The 23,876-nt window shown below is 60.6% G+C and carries 25 protein-coding genes; 22 read left to right on the forward strand and 3 right to left on the reverse strand.

Annotated features, from left to right (window positions below):
- Positions 1-41 precede the first annotated feature (41 nt).
- Positions 42-1,403, reverse strand: coding sequence for a phosphoglucosamine mutase (gene glmM / locus ACHL_RS13265; protein WP_015937799.1), 1,362 nt, complete (start codon positions 1,401-1,403; stop codon positions 42-44).
- Positions 1,404-1,556: 153 nt separating this feature from the next.
- On the opposite strand from glmM, the gene ACHL_RS13270 reads away from it, so the two are divergent.
- The 4 genes from ACHL_RS13270 (at position 1,557) to ACHL_RS13285 (ending at position 7,756) form a co-directional block, all read left to right on the forward strand.
- Positions 1,557-2,633 carry an acyltransferase family protein gene (locus tag ACHL_RS13270; RefSeq protein WP_015937800.1) on the forward strand — a complete coding sequence of 359 codons (1,077 nt, stop codon included), beginning with the start codon at positions 1,557-1,559 and terminating at the stop codon, positions 2,631-2,633.
- A gap of 122 nt (positions 2,634-2,755) precedes the next feature.
- Positions 2,756-3,994, forward strand: coding sequence for a bifunctional glycosyltransferase family 2/GtrA family protein (locus ACHL_RS13275; RefSeq protein ID WP_015937801.1), 1,239 nt, complete (start codon positions 2,756-2,758; stop codon positions 3,992-3,994).
- Positions 3,991-5,880: an ArnT family glycosyltransferase gene (locus ACHL_RS13280; protein ID WP_015937802.1), complete on the forward strand. Its 1,890-nt coding sequence runs from the start codon at positions 3,991-3,993 to the stop codon at positions 5,878-5,880. The genes ACHL_RS13275 and ACHL_RS13280 overlap by 4 nt, the downstream gene beginning before the upstream one ends.
- On the forward strand, positions 5,849-7,756 hold the full coding sequence (locus ACHL_RS13285; protein WP_015937803.1) for an ArnT family glycosyltransferase: 1,908 nt from the start codon (positions 5,849-5,851) through the stop codon (positions 7,754-7,756). Before ACHL_RS13280 ends, ACHL_RS13285 begins: the two co-directional genes overlap by 32 nt.
- Positions 7,757-7,877: 121 nt before the next feature.
- Here ACHL_RS13285 and rpsI read toward each other — a convergent pair whose 3' ends face one another.
- The gene (rpsI, locus tag ACHL_RS13290; protein ID WP_015937804.1) at positions 7,878-8,384 is read right to left on the reverse strand and encodes a 30S ribosomal protein S9; all 507 of its coding nucleotides are present in this window, start codon (positions 8,382-8,384) and stop codon (positions 7,878-7,880) included.
- A gap of 39 nt (positions 8,385-8,423) precedes the next feature.
- Positions 8,424-8,867 (reverse strand): 50S ribosomal protein L13, encoded by a 444-nt coding sequence (gene rplM / locus ACHL_RS13295; RefSeq protein ID WP_015937805.1) that lies wholly within the window; start codon positions 8,865-8,867, stop codon positions 8,424-8,426.
- 429 nt (positions 8,868-9,296) lie between these two features.
- Here rplM and ACHL_RS13300 point away from each other — a divergent pair, with 429 nt between their 5' ends.
- From ACHL_RS13300 to ACHL_RS13385, 18 genes are all read left to right on the forward strand, one after another.
- On the forward strand, positions 9,297-9,830 hold the full coding sequence (locus ACHL_RS13300) for a prepilin peptidase (protein ID WP_322787025.1): 534 nt from the start codon (positions 9,297-9,299) through the stop codon (positions 9,828-9,830).
- A 278-nt stretch (positions 9,831-10,108) separates the two neighbouring features.
- Positions 10,109-10,309, forward strand: a complete 201-nt coding sequence (locus ACHL_RS13305) for a Flp family type IVb pilin (RefSeq protein ID WP_015937807.1) — start codon at positions 10,109-10,111, stop codon at positions 10,307-10,309.
- A gap of 113 nt (positions 10,310-10,422) precedes the next feature.
- Positions 10,423-10,623 (forward strand): Flp family type IVb pilin, encoded by a 201-nt coding sequence (locus tag ACHL_RS13310; RefSeq protein WP_015937808.1) that lies wholly within the window; start codon positions 10,423-10,425, stop codon positions 10,621-10,623.
- A gap of 119 nt (positions 10,624-10,742) precedes the next feature.
- Entirely contained in the window at positions 10,743-11,081 is a 339-nt protein-coding gene (locus ACHL_RS13315; RefSeq protein ID WP_244266465.1) for a TadE/TadG family type IV pilus assembly protein, read from the forward strand.
- A gap of 32 nt (positions 11,082-11,113) precedes the next feature.
- Entirely contained in the window at positions 11,114-12,058 is a 945-nt protein-coding gene (locus tag ACHL_RS13320) for a Tad domain-containing protein (RefSeq protein ID WP_244266466.1), read from the forward strand.
- Between the two features lie 22 nt (positions 12,059-12,080).
- Positions 12,081-12,857, forward strand: coding sequence for a Flp pilus assembly protein CpaB (gene cpaB / locus ACHL_RS13325; protein WP_015937811.1), 777 nt, complete (start codon positions 12,081-12,083; stop codon positions 12,855-12,857).
- Positions 12,854-14,059 (forward strand): AAA family ATPase, encoded by a 1,206-nt coding sequence (locus ACHL_RS13330; protein WP_015937812.1) that lies wholly within the window; start codon positions 12,854-12,856, stop codon positions 14,057-14,059. The genes cpaB (ACHL_RS13325) and ACHL_RS13330 overlap by 4 nt, the downstream gene beginning before the upstream one ends.
- Positions 14,056-15,531 (forward strand): CpaF family protein, encoded by a 1,476-nt coding sequence (locus tag ACHL_RS13335; protein ID WP_015937813.1) that lies wholly within the window; start codon positions 14,056-14,058, stop codon positions 15,529-15,531. The genes ACHL_RS13330 and ACHL_RS13335 overlap by 4 nt, the downstream gene beginning before the upstream one ends.
- Positions 15,532-15,533: 2 nt before the next feature.
- Positions 15,534-16,484 (forward strand): type II secretion system F family protein, encoded by a 951-nt coding sequence (locus ACHL_RS13340; RefSeq protein WP_015937814.1) that lies wholly within the window; start codon positions 15,534-15,536, stop codon positions 16,482-16,484.
- An 11-nt stretch (positions 16,485-16,495) separates the two neighbouring features.
- The gene (locus ACHL_RS13345; RefSeq protein WP_015937815.1) at positions 16,496-17,371 is read left to right on the forward strand and encodes a type II secretion system F family protein; all 876 of its coding nucleotides are present in this window, start codon (positions 16,496-16,498) and stop codon (positions 17,369-17,371) included.
- Between the two features lie 8 nt (positions 17,372-17,379).
- The gene (locus ACHL_RS13350) at positions 17,380-17,595 is read left to right on the forward strand and encodes a Flp family type IVb pilin (protein WP_015937816.1); all 216 of its coding nucleotides are present in this window, start codon (positions 17,380-17,382) and stop codon (positions 17,593-17,595) included.
- A gap of 255 nt (positions 17,596-17,850) precedes the next feature.
- Complete coding sequence (locus tag ACHL_RS13355) at positions 17,851-18,063, forward strand: Flp family type IVb pilin (RefSeq protein ID WP_015937817.1); 213 nt, start codon at positions 17,851-17,853, stop codon at positions 18,061-18,063.
- 85 nt (positions 18,064-18,148) lie between these two features.
- Positions 18,149-18,523 carry a TadE/TadG family type IV pilus assembly protein gene (locus ACHL_RS13360; protein WP_015937818.1) on the forward strand — a complete coding sequence of 125 codons (375 nt, stop codon included), beginning with the start codon at positions 18,149-18,151 and terminating at the stop codon, positions 18,521-18,523.
- Complete coding sequence (locus tag ACHL_RS13365; RefSeq protein WP_015937819.1) at positions 18,511-19,470, forward strand: TadE/TadG family type IV pilus assembly protein; 960 nt, start codon at positions 18,511-18,513, stop codon at positions 19,468-19,470. Before ACHL_RS13360 ends, ACHL_RS13365 begins: the two co-directional genes overlap by 13 nt.
- Before the next feature lie 22 nt (positions 19,471-19,492).
- Entirely contained in the window at positions 19,493-20,248 is a 756-nt protein-coding gene (gene cpaB, locus ACHL_RS13370; protein ID WP_015937820.1) for a Flp pilus assembly protein CpaB, read from the forward strand.
- Positions 20,245-21,441, forward strand: coding sequence for an AAA family ATPase (locus ACHL_RS13375; RefSeq protein WP_015937821.1), 1,197 nt, complete (start codon positions 20,245-20,247; stop codon positions 21,439-21,441). Before cpaB (ACHL_RS13370) ends, ACHL_RS13375 begins: the two co-directional genes overlap by 4 nt.
- On the forward strand, positions 21,441-22,937 hold the full coding sequence (locus ACHL_RS13380) for a CpaF family protein (RefSeq protein WP_015937822.1): 1,497 nt from the start codon (positions 21,441-21,443) through the stop codon (positions 22,935-22,937). The genes ACHL_RS13375 and ACHL_RS13380 overlap by 1 nt, the downstream gene beginning before the upstream one ends.
- Positions 22,937-23,869, forward strand: coding sequence for a type II secretion system F family protein (locus ACHL_RS13385; RefSeq protein ID WP_015937823.1), 933 nt, complete (start codon positions 22,937-22,939; stop codon positions 23,867-23,869). The genes ACHL_RS13380 and ACHL_RS13385 overlap by 1 nt, the downstream gene beginning before the upstream one ends.
- The last annotated feature ends 7 nt before the right edge of the window (positions 23,870-23,876 follow it).

The raw sequence follows: 23,876 nt of genomic DNA on the forward strand, positions 1-23,876 counted from the left end.
CCGCTTCCATTCGTGGAAGCGGGCCTCATGTGTTTGTGCGGCTATTCGCTGATGAGTTCCAGCGCGAGCTCCGTGCGGACCACCTGTGCGAGGTGTTCGGCGATGGACTGCGCGGTTTCCTCATCGGCAGCCTCCACCATGACCCGGACCACGGGTTCGGTGCCGGAGGGGCGGAGGAGGACGCGCCCGGTTTCACCCAAGGCGGCCTCGGCGGCTTTGACGGCCTGGGCCAGGACGTCGCTGCTCTTGACCTTGGTGCGGTCTACGCCCTTGACGTTGATGAGGACCTGCGGGAGTTTGGTCATGACGGCGGCCAGGTCCTTGAGGGACTTCCCGGTCAGGGCCACCTGGGCTGCGAGCTGCAGGCCGGTGAGGAGTCCGTCACCGGTGGTGGCGTGGTCCGAGAAGATGACGTGGCCGGACTGTTCCCCGCCGAGGTTGAAGCCGCCCTCCCGCATGCTTTCCAGGACGTAGCGGTCCCCTACAGCTGTTTCGCGGATGCTGATGCCGGCGTCGCGGAGAGCAATTTTGAGGCCGAGGTTGCTCATGACGGTGGCCACCAGGACGTCGTCGTTCAGCTTGCCGGCCTCTTTGAGGGCGACGGCGAGGACCGCCATGATCTGGTCGCCGTCCACTTCGTTGCCTTCGTGGTCCACGGCCAGGCAGCGGTCAGCGTCGCCGTCGTGGGCGATGCCAAGGTCCGCGCCGTACTGGAGGACGGCTTCCTTGAGCGGGCCCAGATGGGTGGAGCCCACGCCGTCGTTGATGTTGAGGCCGTCCGGGTCGGCACCGATGACGATGACGTCCGCGCCGGCGTCCTTGAAGACCTGCGGGGAGCATCCGCTGGCGGCGCCGTGGGCGCAGTCCAGGACCACGGTGAGTCCCTCGAGGCGGTGCGGGAGGGTGCTGAGGAGGTGGACGACGTAACGGTCCTCGGCGTCGGAGAAGCGCTGGATGCGGCCGACGTCGGGACCGATGGGCCGGACGGCTTCGTTGTGCATCTGGGCCTCGATGGCGTCTTCGACGTCGTCGGGGAGCTTCTGGCCGCCGCGGGCGAAGAACTTGATGCCGTTGTCCGGTGCCGGGTTGTGGGAGGCGGAAATCATGACGCCGAAATCTGCTTCCAGATCCGCCACCAGGTACGCGGCGGCCGGGGTGGGGAGGACGCCGGCGTCGTAGACGTCGATGCCCGAGCTGGACAGCCCGGCCTCCACTGCGGCCGCGATGAATTCCCCGCTGGCACGCGGATCACGGGCCACCACGGCGCGGGGCCGGGAGCCGTTGGAGTTGCGGTCGTGGCCAAGTACCACGGCGGCCGCCTGGGCCAGCTGCAGGGCCAGCTCCGCTGTCAGCAGCCCGTTGGCCAGCCCCCGGACACCATCAGTTCCAAATAATCTAGACACCGGTCAAGTGTATGGGATGGCGGTGCCGGCACCTGCGTAGGCGGCCGTGAAGCCAGGCCCGCGGCTAACTGCGCAGATCTTGAGCTTGAGAGTTGGCGATTGTGTATAGGCTCGCCGCAACAACGGGCCTAAGTGTGAGGAAATGGGGGTCTCATGCCTGCGTTTGGACGCCATCTGCCTAGCTTGACCGCGCTTCGATTCTTCGCAGCGTTTGCCGTTCTGATGTACCACCTGCACTTGTATTTCACCCCGCTCGCTGGCGGGCTGGCCCTGTTTGGATACGGTTTCACGGGTGTCAGCTTCTTCTTCATCCTTTCAGGTTTCGTGCTCACGTGGTCGTACCGGGAAGGCTCGTCACCGCGGACTTTCTACTGGCACAGAATTGCACGCATTTGGCCGCTTCATCTGCTTACGTCCGCGCTGGCAGTCTTTGCTCCCCCACTGACGCCCGCGACAGCATTCAATTGGACTAGTGTTCCCTTCGTTGCATCTCTTACACAGGCCTGGATACCAGCCAGCCCCTTTCTCGGCTCCTACAACGGCGTTTCCTGGTCTCTCTCATGCGAGGCGTTTTTCTATCTCGTATTTCCAGTTCTTCTTCCCAAAATGGCCTTGTCGACGCGGGTGAGTCGAGTGATGATCGCCGTGCCATTGTTGATGCTGCTCATGTCGCTGGGGTTGACCGTGGTCTCATCGGTGGCGGCGGCCGACTACCTGTTGGGAAGCATGCCCCTGTATAGGCTGGGCGAATTTGTTCTTGGAATAGGCCTCGCAAAAGTCATGAGTCACGGTTGGGTTCCCCGTTTCAGCCCTGGGCAGGCAGCATTCCTGCTGTTCGCCCTGTACCTTGGGCTCTTTGGTCTATCCCATCTATTGGACCGGCCCGTCCCGGTAACTCTCGCTAACCTGATACTGGTCCCAGCGTTCCTGGCCATCATTGCCGCCTGCTCGCAGGCGGACCTGTCGGGAACGACCCGTTTGCTCGGTTCGCCCGCGCTGATCCGGCTTGGACAGTGGTCGTTTGCCCTCTATTTGGTTCACGAACTCGTGCTCAGGTTTGCGAAGCCGTATGCCAATGCTCCGGGCCTGACAATCCTTCTCGCCGGAGCGGTAGTTCTCGCCTCCGTCATCCTTTCCGGGCTGCTCCACGAGTTTGTGGAGAAGCCCGCCGAGAGGTGGCTTCGGCAGTCGGGCAAGGAGCGCACGGGGCCGCAAGTACAGCACCCGTAAAGTACGGGCTCCACTGGTTTTGAATCGGACTTGCCAACCCGACTACTTGGTTTTTGGCCGCGAGTACCTGTCTTTGGGAAAAGCCCTCGTCAGCGCTCTTTTGGCGCCCCTACGATCCATGCATGACACCTAGCTATGGGGGCTTGGCGCTCGAAATTGTAGTACCGGTCTACAACGAAGAAGCGGTACTCGAAAGCAGCATCACAAGGCTCGCCGAATACTTGACGAACGAAATGCCGTCGACGTGGAGAATCACCATCGCCGATAATGCAAGCACCGACCGGACGCCGGTGATTGCCGCTCGACTCAGCGAGCACTTGGAGAACGTCGTTTACCGGCGGCTGGAATCCAAAGGACGCGGCCTGGCACTGAGGGATGCCTGGAGCGTTTCGGAAGCCAAAGTCTTGGCCTACCTTGATGTTGATCTTTCTACCGACTTAGCCGCACTCCCACCGCTGGTGGCGCCCCTGCTGTCAGGACATTCCGATATTTCTATAGGAACACGTTTAGGCCAGAGCTCAAGGGTGAGCCGCGGCCTCAAGCGTGAGTTCATCTCCCGTTCCTACAACTTCCTGCTGCGGCGCACCATGCAGGTGCGTTTCTCGGATGCTCAGTGCGGATTCAAGGCAATTCGGGCTGATGTGGCCAAGCGCCTGCTCCCCCATGTGGAGGACAACGGCTGGTTTTTCGATACTGAGTTGCTGATTATTGCTGAACGCTCCGGACTCCGCATTCACGAAATTCCTGTTGACTGGGTTGATGACCCGGACAGCCGGGTGGACATCAAGCAGACAGCCCTTGACGACTTGCGGGGGATGGTGCGGGTGGCTGGGTCCCTGGTTAAAGGTGCGATTCCCGTACAGGCCATCTATGCCGAGCTTGGACGCCGGCCGATCGTCCCTCTGGGCCGGCCAAGTTTTTTCGGCCAAGTTCTGCGTTTCGGGCTTGTGGGTGTCGCATCAACTTTGGCCTTTGCATTGCTCTATCTCGTTCTCCAGGGTCCTTTCGGAGCACAGGAAGCGAACTTCCTGGCACTGCTTCTAACGGCGGTTGGCAACACGGCAGCGAACAGGAAGTTCACCTTCGGTATAAGTGGTCCTGCCAGGTTCCTAACCCAACAGATTCAGGGGCTAATCGTCTTCCTGCTCGCGTGGAGCGTTACGTCTTCGTCCCTGCTTGTGCTCCACGCTATGCATCCCGATGCCGCGCCTAACGTGGAGTTGTTGATTCTCACCGCAGCAAACGTGCTGTCAACTCTTATGCGGTTTGTACTCCTACGTCTGTGGGTATTCCGCGAGCGCCTCAGCACAGCCAAGACAAGGCTCGTTGCTCTGTCTGTCACTGGGAACCCCGTCCGGTGACTGCTACGCACGCAGTCGAGAGCCCGACATTCGATTCCCAGCGCGACAGCGCGAAGTCCAGCCAATGGGAAAAGGCTGGTTTGGCCGTTCTCCTCCTCGGAACTGCTGTCTCATTTCTCTGGGGCTTAGACCAAAACGGCTGGGCCAATCCTTACTACTCTGCAGCTGCTCAGGCCGGATCCCATGACTGGAAGGCATTCTTCTATGGTTCTCTCGATGGGGGCAACCTCATCACCATAGACAAACCACCTCTCAGTATCTGGATTATGTCCCTATCAGTTCGCATCTTTGGGCTGAACACATGGGCGCTCTTGGTCCCGCAGGCTCTTATGGGTGTAGCCACCACCTGGCTGATCTACAAAATCATCCGTCGCAGCAATCCGGCAGGACCGGCTCTCTTCGGCGGCCTTATCTATGCCACCACGCCAGTAGTGGTGCTTATGTCCCGCTACAACAACCCGGAACCTCTGATGGGACTGCTCACCGTCGCGGCTGTCTACTTTGTCGTCCGGGCTATTGAAGACAACCACTGGCATTGGTATCTACTCGGCGGCAGCGCATTAGGTCTTGCCTTCATGGCAAAGCAGATCCAGGCTTTCCTACCCCTCCCCGCGTTGGTTGTTGCCATCGTGTTCTTCGGTGCAGGAACACTCGTCTCGCGGCTGGTCAGGCTGTTGGGATCTCTAGCTGCCTTAGTCTTGAGCGGGGGCTGGTGGTTCGCCATCGTGGAGCTCACTCCACCAGCGATCCGTCCGTACGTAGGAGGATCGGCGACAAACAGCATCCTGGAGCTGACCCTCGACTACAACGGGCTGGCTCGATTTTTGAGATTTGCTGCCGATCCCCAAACCGGAAAGCCTATGGCCATGCCAAGCGGCAACTCATCCAGCGCATATGACGGAGGAATGGGACGACTCTTCAATGCAAATTTTGCACCGGAAGGTGCCTGGCTTCTGTTTACTGCCCTGCTGTGTGCATTATCGTTGGCCCTTCTATGGCATCAGTTGCAGTGGAGCGAAAGGAAGAAGGCGCTTGTCTCGCTGTCAGTTCTGTGGCTTGTGACATGTTTCCTTGTTCTCAGCTTTATGGGAACCATGACACACACCTATTACATGTTTTCACTGGCCGCACCCGTGGCGCTGTGTGTCCCGCTGGGGCTCCTGCTGCTGTGGACCCAGCGCAGGCGATTCGTGCCGCGAATCATAGGCGCTGTTCTAGTGGCGGGTACCGGATACGTAGGCATCCGTATTTATGAGTACAGCGACGAGTGGGGAGCTTGGCCCGTTGTCTTCACATCTGTCTCATGCCTTTGCGTCGCAGGGTGGCTCTTCGCCAAGAACAGGGTCAGTCTGCTCCTGACACTGTTCTTGCTCGCGGCATCGATGGTTGCCGGGCCGGTGTCGACTGACGCCTTTACCTTGGGTAAGCCGCACGAAGGTACTAATCCGCTATCTGGTCCAGTCGGAAAAAACCGCGATTCCCTTTCTGCACATTTGGAATCGGCCCGAACGAGTAGTCCTCCGATCGCCCGACACCTTGGATTCGGAATTGAGCCCAGCACAGAAGTTACGGAACTGCTCCGCAACTCTCCGCCCGCCACGTGGGCAGCCGCAACATATACCGCCCAAAATGCAGCACAATTCCAACTGGCATCAGGGCGACCTGTAATCGCGATCGGAGGATGGCTGGGGACTGACCCCGCACCGACCTTCGACCAATTCAAGTCACTGGTGGGCCAGGGTCGCATTGCCTATTTCATTTGGCAACAGCCAGTCCTCGACAATGTTCCCTTGGGCGCGGACGCCTTGGCAATTACGGATTGGGTCAAGACTCGGTTTAAGGGGGAAACAGTCGATGACGTCACAGTATTTGATCTCAGAAGGTAATCCTTCCGCAAAGAGCCTATTCGCCGATAAATTGCGTTCCACCACGCGGGCGCAATGGTGCCTGCTGGGAATCCTGCTGGCAGCATGCCTGTGTTACACCTGGTCACTAGACGCAAATGGCTGGGCCAACGCGTATTACTCGGCCGCGGTCCAGGCTGGCCTTCATGATCCAGTTTCGTACTTCTTCGGAGCTGCTGACTGGGGAAACTCGATGAGTGTCGATAAACCACCTCTGAGCCTGTGGATTATGGGAGCATCTGCCAAGATATTTGGCCTCAACACGTGGGCGTTGATTCTCCCACAAGCCCTTATGACCGTGATCAGCACTCTCCTAGTGTTCAAAATTGCCAAACGATCCGGTTCTTCCGCTATGGCACTCATTGCTTCCACCGTATTCGCCTTCACCCCGATCACAGTGCTTCTAGCCCGGTACAACAACCCGGATCCACTGATGATTCTGCTGATGTTGACGGCGTTTCACTCGGCCCTCCTGGCCACGGAACACAAACGCCTTGGTCTTCTATGGCTGTCTGCTGGGCTGCTGACTCTAGGATTTCTGACCAAACAACTCCAGGCATTCCTCGTACTTCCAGCTATTTTGACGATGTTCTTGCTTTTCGCGCCTTACAGCTGGTCAAGAAAGGCAAAACTGGGGGGCCTTGCGACACTGCTTCTCGGCGCCGGGTCGATGGCCTGGCCACTAATTGTCGATCTAACCGCTCCTGGATCGCGACCATACGTAGGAGGATCGAAGGGCAACAGCATGTTCGAACTTGTCCTTGGATACAACGGGATGAACCGGGTGGTCCAACATGAACAGGATCCCACTGCTGCTCTACTACCTCCGGAATTGCGTTCCGTTGACTCCGATGCAGGATTCTTTCGCCTGTGGAATGTGAACTACGGCCAAGAAATCGGATGGCTGCTGCTGCCCGCACTTGTTGCGTGTATTGCCATTACAGTCCGGCTGATCCGACGTCACTATCCCCGAGGTGAAGCCATTGTTGCCGCCGGTTCCGTCGTTTGGATGACCACTACTTACATGTTGCTTAGCTTTATGGGCAACAGCTTTCACTCCTACTACACCGCTTCACTAGCAGCTCCTATGGCGCTCTGCCTGGGCCTTGGCGCGCAGCTCCTGTTCGCCGGCGATACATCGCGAACCCGCCGCCTACTTCTGGCCGCAACCCTGATCGCCGCCGCAATCTTCGGCAAGGCAATGTGGCAAATCAGTGATGACTTCCCTGGCTGGCTCGGGACATGCCTCCTGCTTGTGACGCTGAGTGCAGCGACCCTTGTCCTCGTCCAAGCTCCCAAGCCTTGGATCACTCAGGTAGCTGCATGGAGTGCCGTCGCCAGCCTTCTCGCCGGGCCCATCTTCTGTTCGCTTCTGACGCTCAAGTCACCGCAACAGGGCTCCAATCCGCTATCGGGCGGAGTATCCCGAAATGAACACAGTTTGAGCCGTTTCCTAGCGGGCATAAAGAACGGAGAGCCAGCGTGGGTGGCGGGTCTGGCAATCGGAAATGATCCCGGACCGGAGCTAACCAAGGTCCTGCACAATTCACCTGACTCGTGCACCTGGGCAGCGGCAACGTACCCGGGTCAGACCGCAGCCCGATTCCAGCTAGCATCGGACAGGCCCGTAATGGCCCTCGGCGGCTTTGCGGCCACCGACCCAAGCCCGACACTGGAGCAGTTCCGTGAGTTGGTTTCCGCTGGCCGGATCTGCTTTCTCGTTCCACAACCAGACCAGCTAAAGGTGCCGGGCACTAGTGACGATGTTCTTGCCGTTACTCGATGGGTAGAGTCTTCGTTCAAACCGGAGAAGGTCAATGGTGTCATCGTCTATCGTCTGGTAGGCACTTCCGGCTAGGAACAAGCCGCTATTGGGAGGAAGTAGCGGAACGGCGTTAGAGCTTATCAGTTGACTGATTTCCACGATGCAGCAAAAAGCCCGCCCCGCAATGGCGGGACGGGCTTCTGTGCAAACGGATTTAGCGCTTGGAGTACTGCTGAGCCTTGCGGGCCTTCTTGAGACCGGCCTTCTTACGTTCGATGACGCGGGCGTCGCGGGACAGGTAACCAGCCTTCTTCAGGGTGGCGCGGTTGTTCTCGACGTCGATCTCGTTCAGCGAACGGGCAATGCCGAGGCGCAAGGCACCGGCCTGACCGGAGATGCCGCCGCCGTGAATGCGGGCAATGACGTCGTAAGCGCCTTCGAGATCAAGGATCTTGAAGGGCTCGTTGACGTCCTGCTGGTGCAGCTTGTTCGGGAAGTAGTTATCCAGCGCGCGGCCATTGATGGTCCACTTGCCGGAGCCCGGAACAACGCGAACGCGTGCAACGGCTTCCTTGCGGCGGCCAACTGCTGCGCCTGCAACGGTCAGTGCCGGGCGCTCCTTCTTGGGAGCGGCTTCGGCAGCCGAGCTCTCAGAGGTGTAGCTGGTGGGGTTTTCCTCAGCCTCAACGGCTTCGGTGGTCAGTTCTTCGTTCTGAGCCACGATTCTCCTTGTATTAAGTAAGTTGTTTGGTGGCCAGGACTACTGGGCGACCTGGGTGATTTCGAAAGTCTTGGGCTGCTGTGCGGCGTGGGGGTGCTCAGCACCGCGGTACACCTTCAGCTTGCCCAGCTGCTGTGCAGCGAGGGAGTTCTTGGGGAGCATGCCCTTGATGGCCTTCTCAACGGCGCGGACCGGGTTGGATTCCAGCAGTTCCGCGTAGTTGACGGAGGTCAGGCCGCCCGGGTAGCCGGAGTGGCGGTATGCGCGCTTCTGCTCCAGCTTGGCGCCGGTCAGGGCCACCTTTTCAGCGTTGATGATGATGACGAAGTCGCCCATGTCCATGTGGGACGCAAAGGTGGCCTTGTGCTTGCCGCGCAGCAGGATTGCGGTCTGGCTGGCAAGACGACCAAGGACAACGTCGGTGGCGTCAATGACGTGCCACTGGCGGTTGATATCGCCGGGCTTCGGGGTGTACGTACGCACGGTGTTTGCCTCGTTCTTGTTCTGGCGTTCTTTGTTTAGGCGCCACTCAGGGGTGAGCACCTACTTCCTGCGCGCTACCGGAACAGAGGTGAGGGCTCCATGTAACCAGTCATCCTGAGGTTCCGAATGTGCACGTTGAGTAGTTATCCTGCAACCGGATTCTCAAGCGGGCACGCACCATCGGAATAGGACACGCACAACGACTTACAAGATTAGCGTGTCAGGGGCTTCAGGGTCAAAATGAGGTAGCCGCAGGCCATCACAGCGCCGCCGGCAGGATGAGCGCAGGGGGTCGCGGTGTTTACAGTAGGTGCTGGCGCTGGCGCCGGATGGGCTTTTGCGCTGGGCACAGCTCTTTTGGGGGCCGCACTCTCCCCTGCCGCGGAAGCGCTCATTGCCAGGCTCCTTCCCCGCCTAGGTGGAACACCCGTGCCGTCGGCAAGGATTACGACGGCGGCACTCACGGGAGTTGCGTGCGGCGCCTTTGCGCTGCGCTTTGGGGTTTCCTGGACGTTGCCGGCGTTTCTGTTTCTGGCCATACTCGGGGTCCAGCTGGCCAGGATTGATTTTTCACTTCATTTGCTTCCAAATCCACTTGTATTAGCGCTTCTGGCAGGGGGAATCGCTCTCCTCCTCGCACCATCGACAGTTAATCAGCATGCTGACAATATGCTTCGCGCGCTGCTCGGCATGGTCATTTTGTTCGCTGGCTATCTAATTCTGGGACTAATTTCCCCAGGAGCCATCGGAATGGGGGACGTCAAGCTCGCAGCACCGGTCGGCCTCTACCTCGGGTACCTAGGTTGGACCCACCTCCTCTACGGCGGTCTCCTCGGCTTCATCCTGAACGGCGTCGTCACCATCGCCGTCGTCGCTCAGAAGAGCCGCAAAGACGCCACGGAAGTGGCCCACGGGCCATCCATGCTTGGCTCGGTACTAGCCATCAGCCTGCTCATTCCCTAGCTAGCCCAGTACCGCCTGGAACCTCCAGCGGATCCTGACGCCAGACCAATCCAAGTAGTCGTCGGTGTACCCGATTTCGGGTTCTGAGTACCGTCAGCTGATTCTGAGTACGTACTCTCAGCGCCCGGCAAAAAAGTCGAGTACCACTACGCATTGTTGCCACTACCCCCCAATGACAATCTCTTCTTAGCGAAGTCCAGCCGCTAGGGAATTATGGGGGCAGCTGGAAATTCGTTGAAATCAAATCAATTCCATTTCACCGAATTAAGGAAAATACAATGACTTCTCTCATGGTCTCGATGATGGCATTCGTCGCCGGCGTCAAAGATCGCTTCTCCTCCGAGAAGGGTGCGACTGCGACGGAATACTCCCTCCTCGTTGCATTCATCGCCCTGCTCATCATCGCCGGCGTCACGCTCTTCGGAAACGCGCTCAGTGGCTGGTTCTCAACCCTCGGCTCGCGCGTCGGAACCTGGTAGCCACATCAGGAGGTGTGTCACTCGAACACGGTGACACACCTCCACGCGCCGTGCAGTAACACTGTCCTGCACGCTGAATCTCATTTACACACTCCAGTCAAGGAAACATTCGCATGAATAACTTGATTCTCTCCGTCCTGACGTACGTGACAGGGCTCCGGAACCGTATGGATTCCGAAAAGGGTGCAACCGCCACAGAGTACTCACTCCTGGTGGCATTTATCGCACTTCTCATAATCGCCGGCGTCACCCTCTTTGGAAACGCATTGAGCGCGTGGTTTTCCACTCTGGGCTCCACGGTCGGCGCCTGGTAGTAACCCGAAGGTTGGGTGTCCTGCAATGTGCACGACACCCAACCACCCACTCATCCCTGGGGGATCAGTTGAAGAAGACACGGAAAGACTCGAATCACAAGAGTCGCGGCGCTGTGGCCGTGGAGTTCGCCTTGGTCGCCCCGGTGCTGCTGACCTTGGTTGTCGGCATCGTCGAATTCGCTAACGCCTATAACGCCCAGATTTCGGTCACGCAGGCAGCGCGCGAAGCAGCGAGGACCATGGCTGTCAAGAACAGTCAGGCTGATGCCAAGGCCGCAGCTGTCGCCGGCGCCCCCGGCATCAATTCCGCAGCATTCGCCTACGCCTTCAGCCCGGCAGCGTGCACACCCGATACCACAGCAAAGGTCACCATCACCTATCCGGCGGCGACACTAACCGGGCTCTTTGGAACCTCCGTCACCGTCACCGGAGTGGGGGCCATGCGATGCAACGGTTAAAGGACTCGGAGCGAGGAGCATCAGGCGTCCTAGTGGCCATCCTGATGGTTGTCCTTATCGGTGCCGGCGCGTTGGCGGTGGACACCGGGCAGATCTACGCAGAGCGGGCGCAGCTTCAAAATGGGGCGGACGCCAGCGCTCTGGCGGGTGCGGATCTGTGTTCCGCAAACGGCGGATGTACCCAGGCAGCCGCGACATCAGTGGCAGATGCACTCGCGAACAGCAACTCGAATGACAGCAAGTCGACTGTCCAGTCCGTTGACCTCTCGGTGCCGGGACAAGTGACGGTTACTACTTCGACAAAAGACGGCACCACCAACGCCGGCTTTCTGACCAAAATGTTCGCCAGCGCATTGAACGCTCCGGCGGCCACCGTTGGCGCTACAGCTACCGCGAAATGGATGTACCCCATTAAAGGAATCACCGTCCTTCCTCTGACCTTCGCAACGTGTGAATTCAAGGACGACGGCTTGCCACACAAGATATTGATCCAAGGTGGAGCTTTGGATTGCAATGGACTAAATCCGTCCAACCAGATCATCCCCGGCGGGTTCGCCTGGCTGATGCCGGACGGCAACACCGGCTGCAAGGTAACCGCTGAAGTCGGCCAGTGGAGTCCCACCAGTTCCGGGGCCAGCGTCCCGACCGGATGTATGGACCTGTTCGACCCCTCCATCAACCCCTCACTGGCAAACTCCACGGTGGCGTTGCCGGTCTACAAATACACATGCAAGGGAATGCCCGGATTCGGCTCCTGCACCGGCAGCAACGTCCAGTACTACATCGAAAAGTGGGCCGGCTTCAAGCTCCAAGCGTGGAACCTCACCGGTCAGGCCAAGTACAACGCTTCGGTATTTAGCGGCAGTGAAAAGGGCTTGTATGGCACCTTCGTTGGCTATTCCGCCGATCCCAGCCTCTTCACCGGAGGCACACCTACCCCCACGGGCAACGTCATCGTCCTGGGCTTGATCAAATAACGCACCATCTAAGGGGAAGAAAGTGAAAGCACGCCTACTGGGAGGCATCGCCGCGCTGGTCATAGCAATAGCCGGCACCGTCCTTCTCATCGCATACGTACAGGGAGCCGATGCCCGCGCCATGGCCGGTACCGAAACCGCCGAAGTTTTGGTGGTGCAGGCACCAATACCGGCCGGCACGCCTGCTAGTGAGATCAGCGGCATGGTGGCAAAGAAGTCACTGCCCAAGTCCGCTCTTACAGGTGACACGGTCACCAATCTTAAAGAGGAGGGAACGAAAGTAACTGCGGTTTCCCTCGTTCCCGGCGAACAGCTGCTCGCAAGCCGGCTGGTGGAAGCTGCATCCTTCATGGGCCCATCCCGGGTAGCCGTTCCAGGCGGTATGCAGGAGATTTCACTCAAACTGCCTATCGAGCGGGTTGTAGGAGGCAAAATTGCTGCCGGTGACACTGTCGGCGTCTTCATCTCGCTGACAGAAACTTCAGGAAGCGGAGACAACGCTGCCCAGTCGTCGGGCACCCAACTCACATTCCACAAGGTGCTCGTCACTGCCACGCAGTACAGCAACGGCAGCCCATCCCAGGCGAGCTCAGGCGATGCCGGCGCATCCGAAGGCTCCCTTAGCTCGAATGAAAACCAGAGCGATGGCAACTACCTCATTACCGTCGCCAGCAATTCGGTGGACGCTGAGCGCATGGTCTACGCGGCAGAATTCGGCAAGGTCTACCTCTCCAAGGAACCGAAGGACGCCACCGAAGGAAACAGCGGTGTGGTGGACAAGACGAAGGTATTCCGATGAGCCGCTTCGTACTTATCACCCCTAACACGGAGTTCGAGCGCCGCGTTCGCATGGCAACTGCGGGAATGACTGGCTCCCTCCAGTTCTTCCAGGCAGACTACCTCCCGCAGAGCCCTGAAGAGGTCCTTCGGCAAATGCTGGGCGAACCCCCTGAGGTGTTCATTCTTGGACCAGGTCTCCCGTCGGAGGACGCACTCAAGTTCGCTTCCGTGATGGACCTCCAGTATCCGGAGATCAGCTTGATCCTGGCAGCTGGGGATTCGCCGGACTTGGCTATCCAGGCGATGCGCGCTGGTATCCGTGACCTCCTGGACCCCTCCGCAGAAGCAGACCACATCAGAATCATCGTTGAGCGGGCCAGCCTCGCATCAGCCGGCCGCAGGAGGGGCCTCGCCCCCAGCAGTTCCGAGCATAAAGAGCACGCCGCCGGCGGTCGCATCATCGCCGTCATCTCTCCCAAGGGCGGTGTTGGGAAAACGACTGTAGCCACGAACATTGCCGTGGGACTTGGCCAAATCGCACCCATGGGTGTGGTGATTGTCGACCTTGATCTGCAGTTCGGAGATGTTGCAAGCGGTCTGATGCTCGAGCCGGAGCACACAATTACCGACGCGGTAGTCGGCGCTGCGAGCCAGGACTCTATGGTCCTCAAGACCTATCTCACGCTGCATCCGGCGGGTATCTACGCTCTGTGCGCGCCGAAGAATCCGGTCGAAATGGACCGGATCAGCGGCGAACACGTTAGCCATCTCCTGTCTCAGCTGCGCCAAGAGTTCCAGTACGTCGTCGTCGACACGGCCCCGGGGCTAGGGGAACACGTGCTGGCAACTCTGGATCTGGCATCGGACGCAGTGTGGATCTGTGGGATGGACGTTCCAAGCATTCGGGGCCTTCGCACGGGGAATCAAATTCTCGCCGAGCTTGGCTTGCTTCCCGAGACGCGACACGTTGTCCTCAATATGGCTGACCGCCGGAGTGGCCTAACCCTTCGTGACGTTGAGGCAACAATCGGGGCTCCAGTTGACATCGTCCTCCCACGGTCCCGGAACCTGCCGTTTTCGACGAACAAGGGTGTCCCCCTGCTCCAGGACAACAACAGGGACCCCGCCACGAAGGGCTTGCGTCAACTCGTTGAACGCTTCAAACCGAATTGGGAAGCCAGACCACACAAGAAGTTGCATCGAAGGGCGGTAGTCCAGTGAACCTCTCACGCAGGCTCGAAAAGGTGCGCGGCGCAGAGCCAACCATGTCCGCCGCCGAGCCGGAACAAAAGAACCCCTTTGCGCCACAGCCCGCACCGGTTGAACCGGCGACGCTGGGAAGGATCCACGAGGCAAAATCCGCCGAGGTCGCGGAAGTCGTGGAGCTGACGCCGACGGCGGCTGTGGCAAGCGGAGCACTGAGCGCACTGAAGGAGCGTGCAAGCCAGTCGCTCTACGAACGGCTCGGGGCCAGAATCACAGATTCGTCGCTCGAGGAAGCAGAGCTGCATCAGTACGTCAAAGACGAGCTGAAGATCGTCGTGGACGAAGAACAAGTGCCACTGACGTCGGCAGAAAGGCAACGACTGATCCGGGAAATCATCGATGACGTACTCGGTCATGGGCCCATCCAACGTTTCCTGGATGACCCTTCCATCACCGAAGTCATGGTGAACCGGTTCGATCAGGTCTACATCGAACGGGCAGGAAAGCTGACTCTTACCGACACCAAGTTTTCGTCGGACGAGGCACTGCGCCGCGTCATTGAACGCATCGTCTCCAAAGTGGGCCGACGGATCGATGAGTCTTCACCGCTCGTGGATGCCCGGCTTGCCGACGGTTCGCGCGTCAATGCCATCATCCCTCCTTTGGCCGTGAACGGGCCGGCGCTGACCATCCGAAAGTTCGGCGGAGACGCCTTGACTGTCGACAAGTTGATCGCCTTTGGCAGCTTGTCGCCGGAAATGGCCGAACTACTGCAAGCTTGCGTTCTGGCCCGGATGAACATCATTGTTTCCGGCGGCACCGGTACGGGCAAGACCACCCTGCTGAACGCACTGTCTTCGTTCATTCCCACCTCCGATCGCATTGTCACTATTGAGGACGCGGTTGAGCTCCAACTCCAGCAGGACCATGTAGTCCGGCTGGAGAGTCGCCCCGCCAACATCGAGGGCAAGGGCGAAATCGCCATCCGGGACCTGGTCAGGAACTCGCTGCGCATGCGTCCCGACCGTATCGTCGTCGGCGAAGTCCGCGGCGGTGAGTGCCTCGACATGCTGCAAGCCATGAACACCGGCCACGACGGCTCACTGTCCACAGTCCACGCGAACTCACCCCGAGATGCCATAGCCCGCTTGGAAACATTGGTGCTTATGGCAGGTATGGACCTTCCCTTGCGCGCCGTCCGGGAGCAGGTTGCTTCGGCAGTCAATCTCATTGTGCATATCTCCAGGCTTCGCGATGGCACCCGGCGCGTCACCCATGTCACCGAAGTCCAAGGTATGGAAGGTGACATCGTCACGCTTCAGGACGCATTCGTCTTCGATTACGCTGCGGGCATTGACTCCACTGGCAGGTTTCTTGGCAAACCTGTCCCTACGGGAGTCCGTCCGCGATTCACGGACCGTTTCGCGGATCTTGGGATACGTGTGTCGCCGCATATTTTTGGCGCCGATCCGGTGAGGGGGAGGTAACCATGGGTACGGACGTGCCGGTGGCCCTGTTCATCGTCGGGCTCATCCTGGTCTATGCATCCGTCGCTCTGCTATTCGTCTTTGTTTGGAAAGGCAGATCTGGCGTCCCCATGTCCAGGCGTCGCCCCGACAGCATCCAGCACTCATCCGGACTGACCCGACTGACCAACCAAACCGTGGGCGTCCTCAACCGTGGACTGAAGAAGCGCCCCACGAGCATCTTCAGCAGGGAAAGGCTGGAACAGGCCGGACTCAACAAGGAACCCGGCGACTATCTCCTCATGGCTGGGGCCATAACGTTAGTGTCCACCGTCACAGCCTTCTTCGTGGGTGGCATTGGTATCGGCATCCTGGCACTCATCCTGACTCCAGTCCTCCTTTACCTCGGACTCAATATGCTGACTGCACGACGCCGGAAGACGTTCGACGCACAAGTGCCGGACACGCTCCAAATGTTTTCGGGAGGCTTACGTGCGGGCCACAGCCTGCTCAGGGCCATAGACGCCGCCGCCCAAGAGAATCAGGGTCCGATGGCCGAAGAGCTCAGCCGAATCGTGAATGAGACACGAATTGGCCGGGACCTGGGTGAATCGATGGCCGACGTTTCCCGACGGACGGCAAGTGAAGATTTCTACTGGATTTCCCAAGCCATCGAAATACACCGGGAAGTAGGCGGCGACCTGGCGGAGGTATTAGACCACGTCGGCGAAACCATTCGGGACCGGAACCAGGTCAAAGGCCAGGTCCGGGCACTCAGCGCAGAGGGCCGCATTTCGGCCATGGTGCTTATGGCGTTGCCAATACTGATGTTCATCGGGTTGGTCACGTTCAACCCGACATATGCGCGGGTGTTCACAACGACCTTCATCGGTTTTGTCATGCTGGCCGCTGCTGTTGCCCTCCTGGCAGTCGGGGGCCTTTGGCTCAGCCGAATTATTAAGCCGAAATACTAAGGGGCAAGAAGATGCAACCCATCGCACTAGCCGCGATCCTGGCAATAGTTGTTCCCATATCGGGAATGGTGTGGCTTTCGTTCACCGGCGACCGGGCCGCGCTGCGCCGGATTAAGGCCAACCTCGGAGGACGACCCAGCCAGGCGGCCCAGTCACTGAACGTCAGCCAGCACCTCGTGGAGTTTTCACAGCGGATTACGCCCAAGGGCTATGAAGGTTGGTTGGACAAACAATTGTCAGGGGCTGGCCGCCCCAAGCAGTGGCCTCTTGCCCGGATCCTCATGGTCAAGCCGATGCTTGCGTTCGGAGGCGCCCTAATTGGCTTCATGCTTTTCCTTGGCGCCCCATCCGCAGGACGATTCGTGATGGCCGTGCTCATCGTGGCCCTGGGATATTTCGTTCCTGACCTTCTGCTGCGGAACAGAGCGCAGAAAAGGCGGGAAGCCATTCGGCTTGAACTTCCCAACGCTTTGGACCAGATGCTGATCTCAGTTCAGGCTGGCCTCGGTTTTGAAACCGCCATGGGCCGGGCAGGAGAGAACGGCCGCGGGCCCTTGGCCGAAGAACTGATCAGGACGCTGCAAGACATACAGGTGGGCCGATCCCGCAAGGAGGCATACCTTGCCCTCTCCGAACGAGTGGATGTCCCGTCCGTTCGCACATTCGTGCGGGCTGTAGTCCAAGCAGATGCCTACGGAATTGCCATTGCCAATGTCCTGAAGACGCAGGCCAAGGACATGCGCATCAAACGCCGGCAACTCGCTGAGGAACACGCCATGAAAATGCCGGTGAAGATGCTCTTTCCACTGATCTTCTTCATTCTCCCGACGCTGTTCATTGTGCTCCTTGGTCCTGCCGTGCTTCAGATCATGTCCGTCTTCTCATAGGAGTCAGGATGATTCGCAAGAGTAGCTCCACAATCGGCGTCGCACTCCGGACCTTTCGGCACTTCAACCGTTCTGAAAAAGGGGCCACGGCAACCGAATACGGGATCTTAGTGGCATTCCTGGCTTTTGCCTTGGTGCTCGGAGTAAGTGCGTTTGGCCAAGCTCTGAATCTTCACTACCAGGACATGACGTCAGATCTCCGAACGGCCCTCGGCATTCCCTAACCACACCCGCGCCTCCGGCGCCCGAAAGACCGGACCCCCTCGGCACCCAGAACCGAGGGGGTCCTCTTCTGTGCTCATTGACGAGGAAAACCCAGCATCAGCGCAGTGGCAGCACAGCATCCGTGAAGGCTAAGTGCACCTCGTCGAGGCTTTGCGCAGGATGCTGCAAGATTCGGTCAAGCCACCAAATCCCGTTGCTAACTTCGTTCCAGTGCTGGTGAAGGGCCAGCCATCCGTCTCGCTCAGGAGTACAAAATGCTTTCTCTAATTGCCACACTTCACACCCTCGGCCTCAACCTGAAGGACCGTTTCAGCAGCGAAAAGGGCGCCACCGCCGTGGAATACGGCATCATGGTCGGCCTGATCGCCGTTGTAATCATTGTCGCGGTCAGCACCCTGGGCGGCACGCTCGACGGCTTCTTCGATTCGATCAACACAGAACTGGCCCCTAAGACCACCACACCCTAGTTCTACAACCGCCGTTGCGAACCCCATATCGAAACGGCGCACTTCTGAAACAAGCGCATCAGTCATGCAGGAGGAGGTGCAGCAGGTGCCGAAAGAATCGGAACGCGGAGCAGCCGCCGTCGAATTCGCGATCCTGCTGCCCCTCCTCCTGATGCTGGTGCTGGGAACCATCGAGTTCGGGCGTGCCTACAACGCCCAGATCACGCTCACCAACGCAGCACGTGACGGCGTCAGGGTCATGGCCATCAACAACGATCCGGCCGGAGCCAGGACGGCTACCAGGAACGCAGCAGCCGCCGTCAGCGGCACCATCCCGGACTCAAACATCACCATCAGCCCCGCCACCTGCGGCACGGACAAACAGGTGACCGTCACCATCAGCTACAACCTGTCCACCATCACGGGCATCGCCGGTCCGTTCCCGATGACGGGCAAAGGAGTCATGCTGTGCGGCGGCTAGGCGCAGACAACACGGAAAAAGGTGCCGTCTCCGTCATCGTTGCCATCCTCCTCGTGACGCTGCTCGGCTTTGTCGCCATCGCCGTCGACGTGGGGGCCATTTACTCCGAACGCGCGCAGCTACAGAGCGGGGCGGACGCCTCCGCGATAGCGCTTGCACAGAAGTGCGCCAGGGACACGGCGAACGCAGATTGTTCGACGACGTCCACACTCGCCGGCAGCCTCGCCAACCAGAACTCCCTGGACGGCATGAGCAACGTGTACAGCATCCAGCTCGACAAAACAGCACGAACAGTATCGGTGACCACCAGCGCCAAGGAAACCGGAAGCCCAGACAACTCAGTCTCGCTCTTTTTCGCCAAGGCAATCGGGATTCCCAGCAAGGAGGTAGGCGCCAAAGCCTCCGCCACCTGGGGAAACCCGTCCAAAGGCCCAGTCATCCTGCCGCTGGCCATTGCCTACTGCAAGCTGAACATTCCCGCCGGCGGGACCCAGGGCGCCGAACAGGTACTGGAACAGTCAGTGAACGGCTGCGGAGGCATCCCGGGCGGGTTCGGGTGGATGCAAACCGCCTCAGCCAAATGCTCCATCACCGCAACGGCAGGGGCATCAAGCAACTCCGGCATCTGGTTCGCCAGCGACACGGGCGCCAGCGTCCCCTCCACCTGCAGCGCCGCAGACTTCAGCCAAATGAACAACCAGACCGTCCTCCTGCCGATGTACGACCTGGCAACAGGAACCGGCTCCAGCGGCAAGTACTACATCAAAGGATTCGCGGCGTTCCATGTGACCGGATACCAGTTCGCAAGCATCGGCTGGACGGCCGGGCCCAAAGTGGCCAACAAGACCATCAGGGGCTATTTCGTGAAGTTCGTGTCCTTGGCCCAGGGATTCGAGCTCGGCAACACCCCCAACTACGGCGCCACCATCGCCCGCCTCACCCTCTAACCACCACACCACGGAGTACACAGTGAAGTCTCGCCTGCTCGCCGGAACGGCCGCCGTCGCCCTGGCGCTCGTGGGCGCACTGCTCATCATCGTCTACGCCAATGGCGCTGACGCACGGGCGATGGCCAGCACGAACCCCAAAAAAGTACTGGTCGTCGAGAAGCCCATCCCCGCGGGGACACCGATCAACGATATGACCGCTTCCCTGGTCATCGAGGACGTCCCGGCAACGGCAATTGCACCCACCGCCCTCACGTCCCTGGACAGCAAAGCCGGGACGGTCGCTGCCGTGGACCTGGTCCCGGGTGAACAGCTCCTCGCCGAGCGCCTCGTTGCGCCAGAAGCCCTCAAAGCCGAAGGCGGTGTGCAGATACCTCCAGGCCTACAGGAAGTCACCTTCGAACTGGAACCAAAGCGCGTGGTGGGAGGCCGCATCCAAGCCGGTGACCACGTCGGCATCGGTTTCAGTTTTGCCGGCGGCGCGGACAAGGCAAAGCCTGCCGACGCCAGTACCCAGCTCACCCTCCGCAAGGTCACAGTCACCGCGATACAGCGTGCACCCCAGGCTGCGAGCGCGGAAGCGCCGGCTGACGGCAGCAACCCGCAGGACACCACACTCCCCCAAGGGTCTTTGATGGTCACCGTAGCCGTCAACGACATCGACGCCACGAAGATCATTTACGCCTCCAACAACGGTGACCTGTGGCTCACCAAGGAACCACTCGACGCCCAGGACAATGGCGGCTTCATCGCCAGGAAGGACACGGTGTACAAGTGAGCCGCTTCGTCCTCCTCTCCCCCAGCGGCGACTTCGACCAGAAGCTGCGCGCCGCCGTCGCGCACGGCCTCCGCGGCTCCGTGCAAACCATCGCCAGCGACATCCTCCCCGCCGGCCCCGCGGAACTGTTCGCCCTCCTCAACCAGGAGCAGCCCGAGGTCCTCATCATCGGCCCGGACGTCCCCCATGAGGAAGCTCTGCGGTTCGCCAAGGTCTTCGACGTCCAGCTTCCGGGCCTCAGCCTGGTCCTGGTCAGCGACGTCCAGCCTGAAGCCTTCCTGCACGCCATGCGCGCCGGCATCCGCGACATCATCAGCCCGCAGGCGGACCCCGCCGAGATCCGGGTGCTGCTGGAACGTGCCTGCCAGTCCTTCGCCACCCGCCACCGGACCCCGGAAAGCCAGCAGACAGAAAACGGCGGCCAGGGCCTGGTGATCGGCGTCTTCTCGCCCAAGGGCGGCGTGGGCAAGACCACCCTGGCCACCAACATCGCCATCGGCCTGGGCCAGATCGCGCCGATGAGCGTGGTGATCGTGGACCTTGACCTGCAGTTCGGCGATGTCGCCTCCGGCCTCTACCTGAACCCGGAGCACACCGTCACGGATGCCGTCACCCCGGCCGCTGCCCAGGATTCCCTGGTCCTGAAGGCCTTCCTCACGGTGCACCCCGCCGGCATATACGCCCTGTGCGCCCCGCCGAACCCCGTGGACGCGGACCACATCACGCCGGAGCACGTCAGCCGCCTGCTTGAACAGCTGGCCCAGGAGTTCCAGTACGTCATCCTGGACACTGCCCCCGGCCTGCCCGAGATCGGCCTCGCCGCCATGGAACAGTGCACCGATGTGGTGTGGGTCGGCGCCATGGACATCCCCAGCCTCCGCGGCCTGCGCTCCGGCCTGGAAGTCCTCCGCCAGCTCGAGATCATGCCCGAGTCCCGCCACGTCGTGCTGAACATGGCCGACGCCAAAGCAGGCCTCAACGTCCGGGACGTCGAATCAACCATCGGCGCGCCCGTGGACGTCAGCGTCCCCCGCTCCCGTGCCATCGCCCTGTCCACCAACCGCGGCATCCCTGTCCTGCAGGAATCCAGGAAAGACCCGGCCGTGAAGAGCCTGCGCCAGCTGGTGGAGCGGTTCAACCCGGCCTGGCGTACGCAGACCCAGCGCAAGCTTCACCGAAGGGTGGTCATCTAATGAAGCTCTCCGAACGCATCAGCGCAGTCCAGAACCGCAGCGAGGCCGGTGCGGGCACGGCCGTGCTCGACCGGCCCGCCGCCGTCGAACCCGTTCGTCCAGCGGTCCCGACGGCGGACGCGCACCTTCCCGCGCACCCCGCCGTCGCAATTTCAACGCACGACGCCGGCGCCCAGCAGGTGCCCAAGGCACCGGGCGTGGACGTCTTCGCAGCCATGAAGCTTCGGGCGGCCACCGCCCTTTTCGAACGGATGGGTGCGCGGTTCAACGACGCCGCCGTCACCGAGCAGGAGCTCCGCAGCACCGCCAAGGAAGAACTGACCCGCATCATCGACGCCGAGCAGGTGCCGCTGACACCCGAGGAACGCACGCGCCTGGTCCGCGACGTTGCCGACGACGTCCTCGGCTACGGCCCCCTCCAGCGCCTCTTGGATGACTCCGCCGTCACCGAAATCATGGTCAACCGCATGGACCAGATCTATGTGGAACGCGGCGGCCGGCTGACGCTCACCGACTACCGGTTCAGCTCGGAAGACCACCTGCGCAAAGTCATTGAACGGATCGTGTCCAGGGTGGGCCGCCGCATCGACGAGTCGTCCCCGCTGGTGGATGCCAGGCTGGAAGACGGATCCCGCGTCAACGCGGTCATCCCACCACTCGCCGTGGGCGGCTCCTCGCTGACCATCCGAAAGTTCAGCAAGGTTCCGCTGACGGTCCGCAACCTTATCGACTTCGGCACCCTCACCCCGGAAATGGCCGAACTGCTCAACGCGTGCGTGAAGGCGAAGCTGAACATCATCGTCTCCGGCGGTACCGGCACCGGCAAGACCACCCTCCTCAATGTCCTTTCCTCCTTCCTGCCCGCCGACGAGCGCATCGTCACCATCGAAGACGCGGTGGAACTGCAGATCCAGCAGCAGCATGTGGTCCGCCTCGAAAGCCGGCCGCCGAATACTGAGGGCAAGGGCGAGGTCACCATTCGCGAGCTGCTCCGCAACTCACTGCGCATGCGCCCGGACCGGATCGTGGTGGGTGAGGTCCGCGGCGGCGAATCGCTGGACATGCTCCAGGCCATGAACACCGGCCACGACGGATCCCTTTCCACGGTGCACTCCAATTCCCCCCGCGACGCCGTGGCCCGCCTGGAAACGCTGGTGCTGATGGCCGGCATGGACCTGCCCCTGCGCGCCATCCGCGAACAGATTGCCTCCGCCGTGAACCTTATCGTCCAGATCTCCCGCATGCGGGACGGCTCCCGCCGCATCACCCACGTCACCGAAGTGCAGGGCATGGAAGGCGACATCGTCACCCTCCAGGACGCCTTCGTATTCGACTACGCAGCCGGCGTCGACGCGCAGGGCCGCTTCCTCGGAAAGCCCATCGCCACCGGCATCAGACCCCGTTTCATCGACCGGTTCGAGGACCTCGGCATCCACGTATCCCCCGCCGTTTTCGCCGGGCCGCTCACCGGTGCTGAAACGCCGGGGCGGCACTGATGATCCTCGCCATTAGCGCCGCCATCCTGCTGGCAGCCATCTGCCTGCTCGGTGTCGCAGTACTCCTGCCGAGCGCCCCCACCGTGCCGCTGGACCGCCGTCGTCCGTTCGAACCCGAGCCGCCATCCTCCCTGGCCAGGTTCGCACTTTCCGCCGTCCGTTCCTTTGAACGCCTGCTTGCCGGACGGAACATCAGCCTGTTCTCCCGCCCCCAGCTCGAGAACGCCGGCCTGCGGCTGAGCCAGGCCGAGTTCTTCCTGCTGGTGGGCATCGGCTCCGGCCTCGGCATGCTGGTGGGGACGGTCACCATCAACCCCCTGGTGGGACTCCTGCTCGCCCTGCTGGCTCCATTCGTGGGCAAGCTGGTGGTCGGTTTCCTTGCTGGCAAGCGCCGGGCGGCCTTCGACGGTCAGCTGGGCGACACCCTCCAACTCCTCTCCGGCGGCCTGCGGGCCGGGCACAGCATCCTGCGCGCCATCGACGCCGCGGCTGCTGAATCCCAGAAACCCACGTCGGAGGAGATGCGGCGGGTCATCACCGAAACCAGCCTCGGCCGGGACCTGCTGGCAGCCCTCAACGACACCGCAGACCGGATGAAGAACGAAGACTTCGTCTGGATCTCGCAGGCCATCCAGATCAACCGGGAGGTGGGCGGCAACCTTGCGGACGTGCTGGACCAGGTCAACGAAACCATCCGCGAGCGCGCAGAGATCAAGGGCCACATCAAGGCGCTGGCCGCCGAAGGCAAGTTCTCCGCGTACATCCTGATCGCCATGCCGTTCGGGATCGTGGCCATGCTGCTCGCCGTCAGCCCCACCTATATGAACTCCATGTTCACGCACCCGCTCGGGTGGGCCATGATCGTCGCCTCCTTCGTCCTGATGACCGTCGGGGCCCTGTGGATGCGCAAGATCATCGACCTGAAGTTCTGAGGAAAGC

The sequence above is a fragment of the Pseudarthrobacter chlorophenolicus A6 genome, assembly GCF_000022025.1.
Classification (GTDB): domain Bacteria; phylum Actinomycetota; class Actinomycetes; order Actinomycetales; family Micrococcaceae; genus Arthrobacter; species Arthrobacter chlorophenolicus.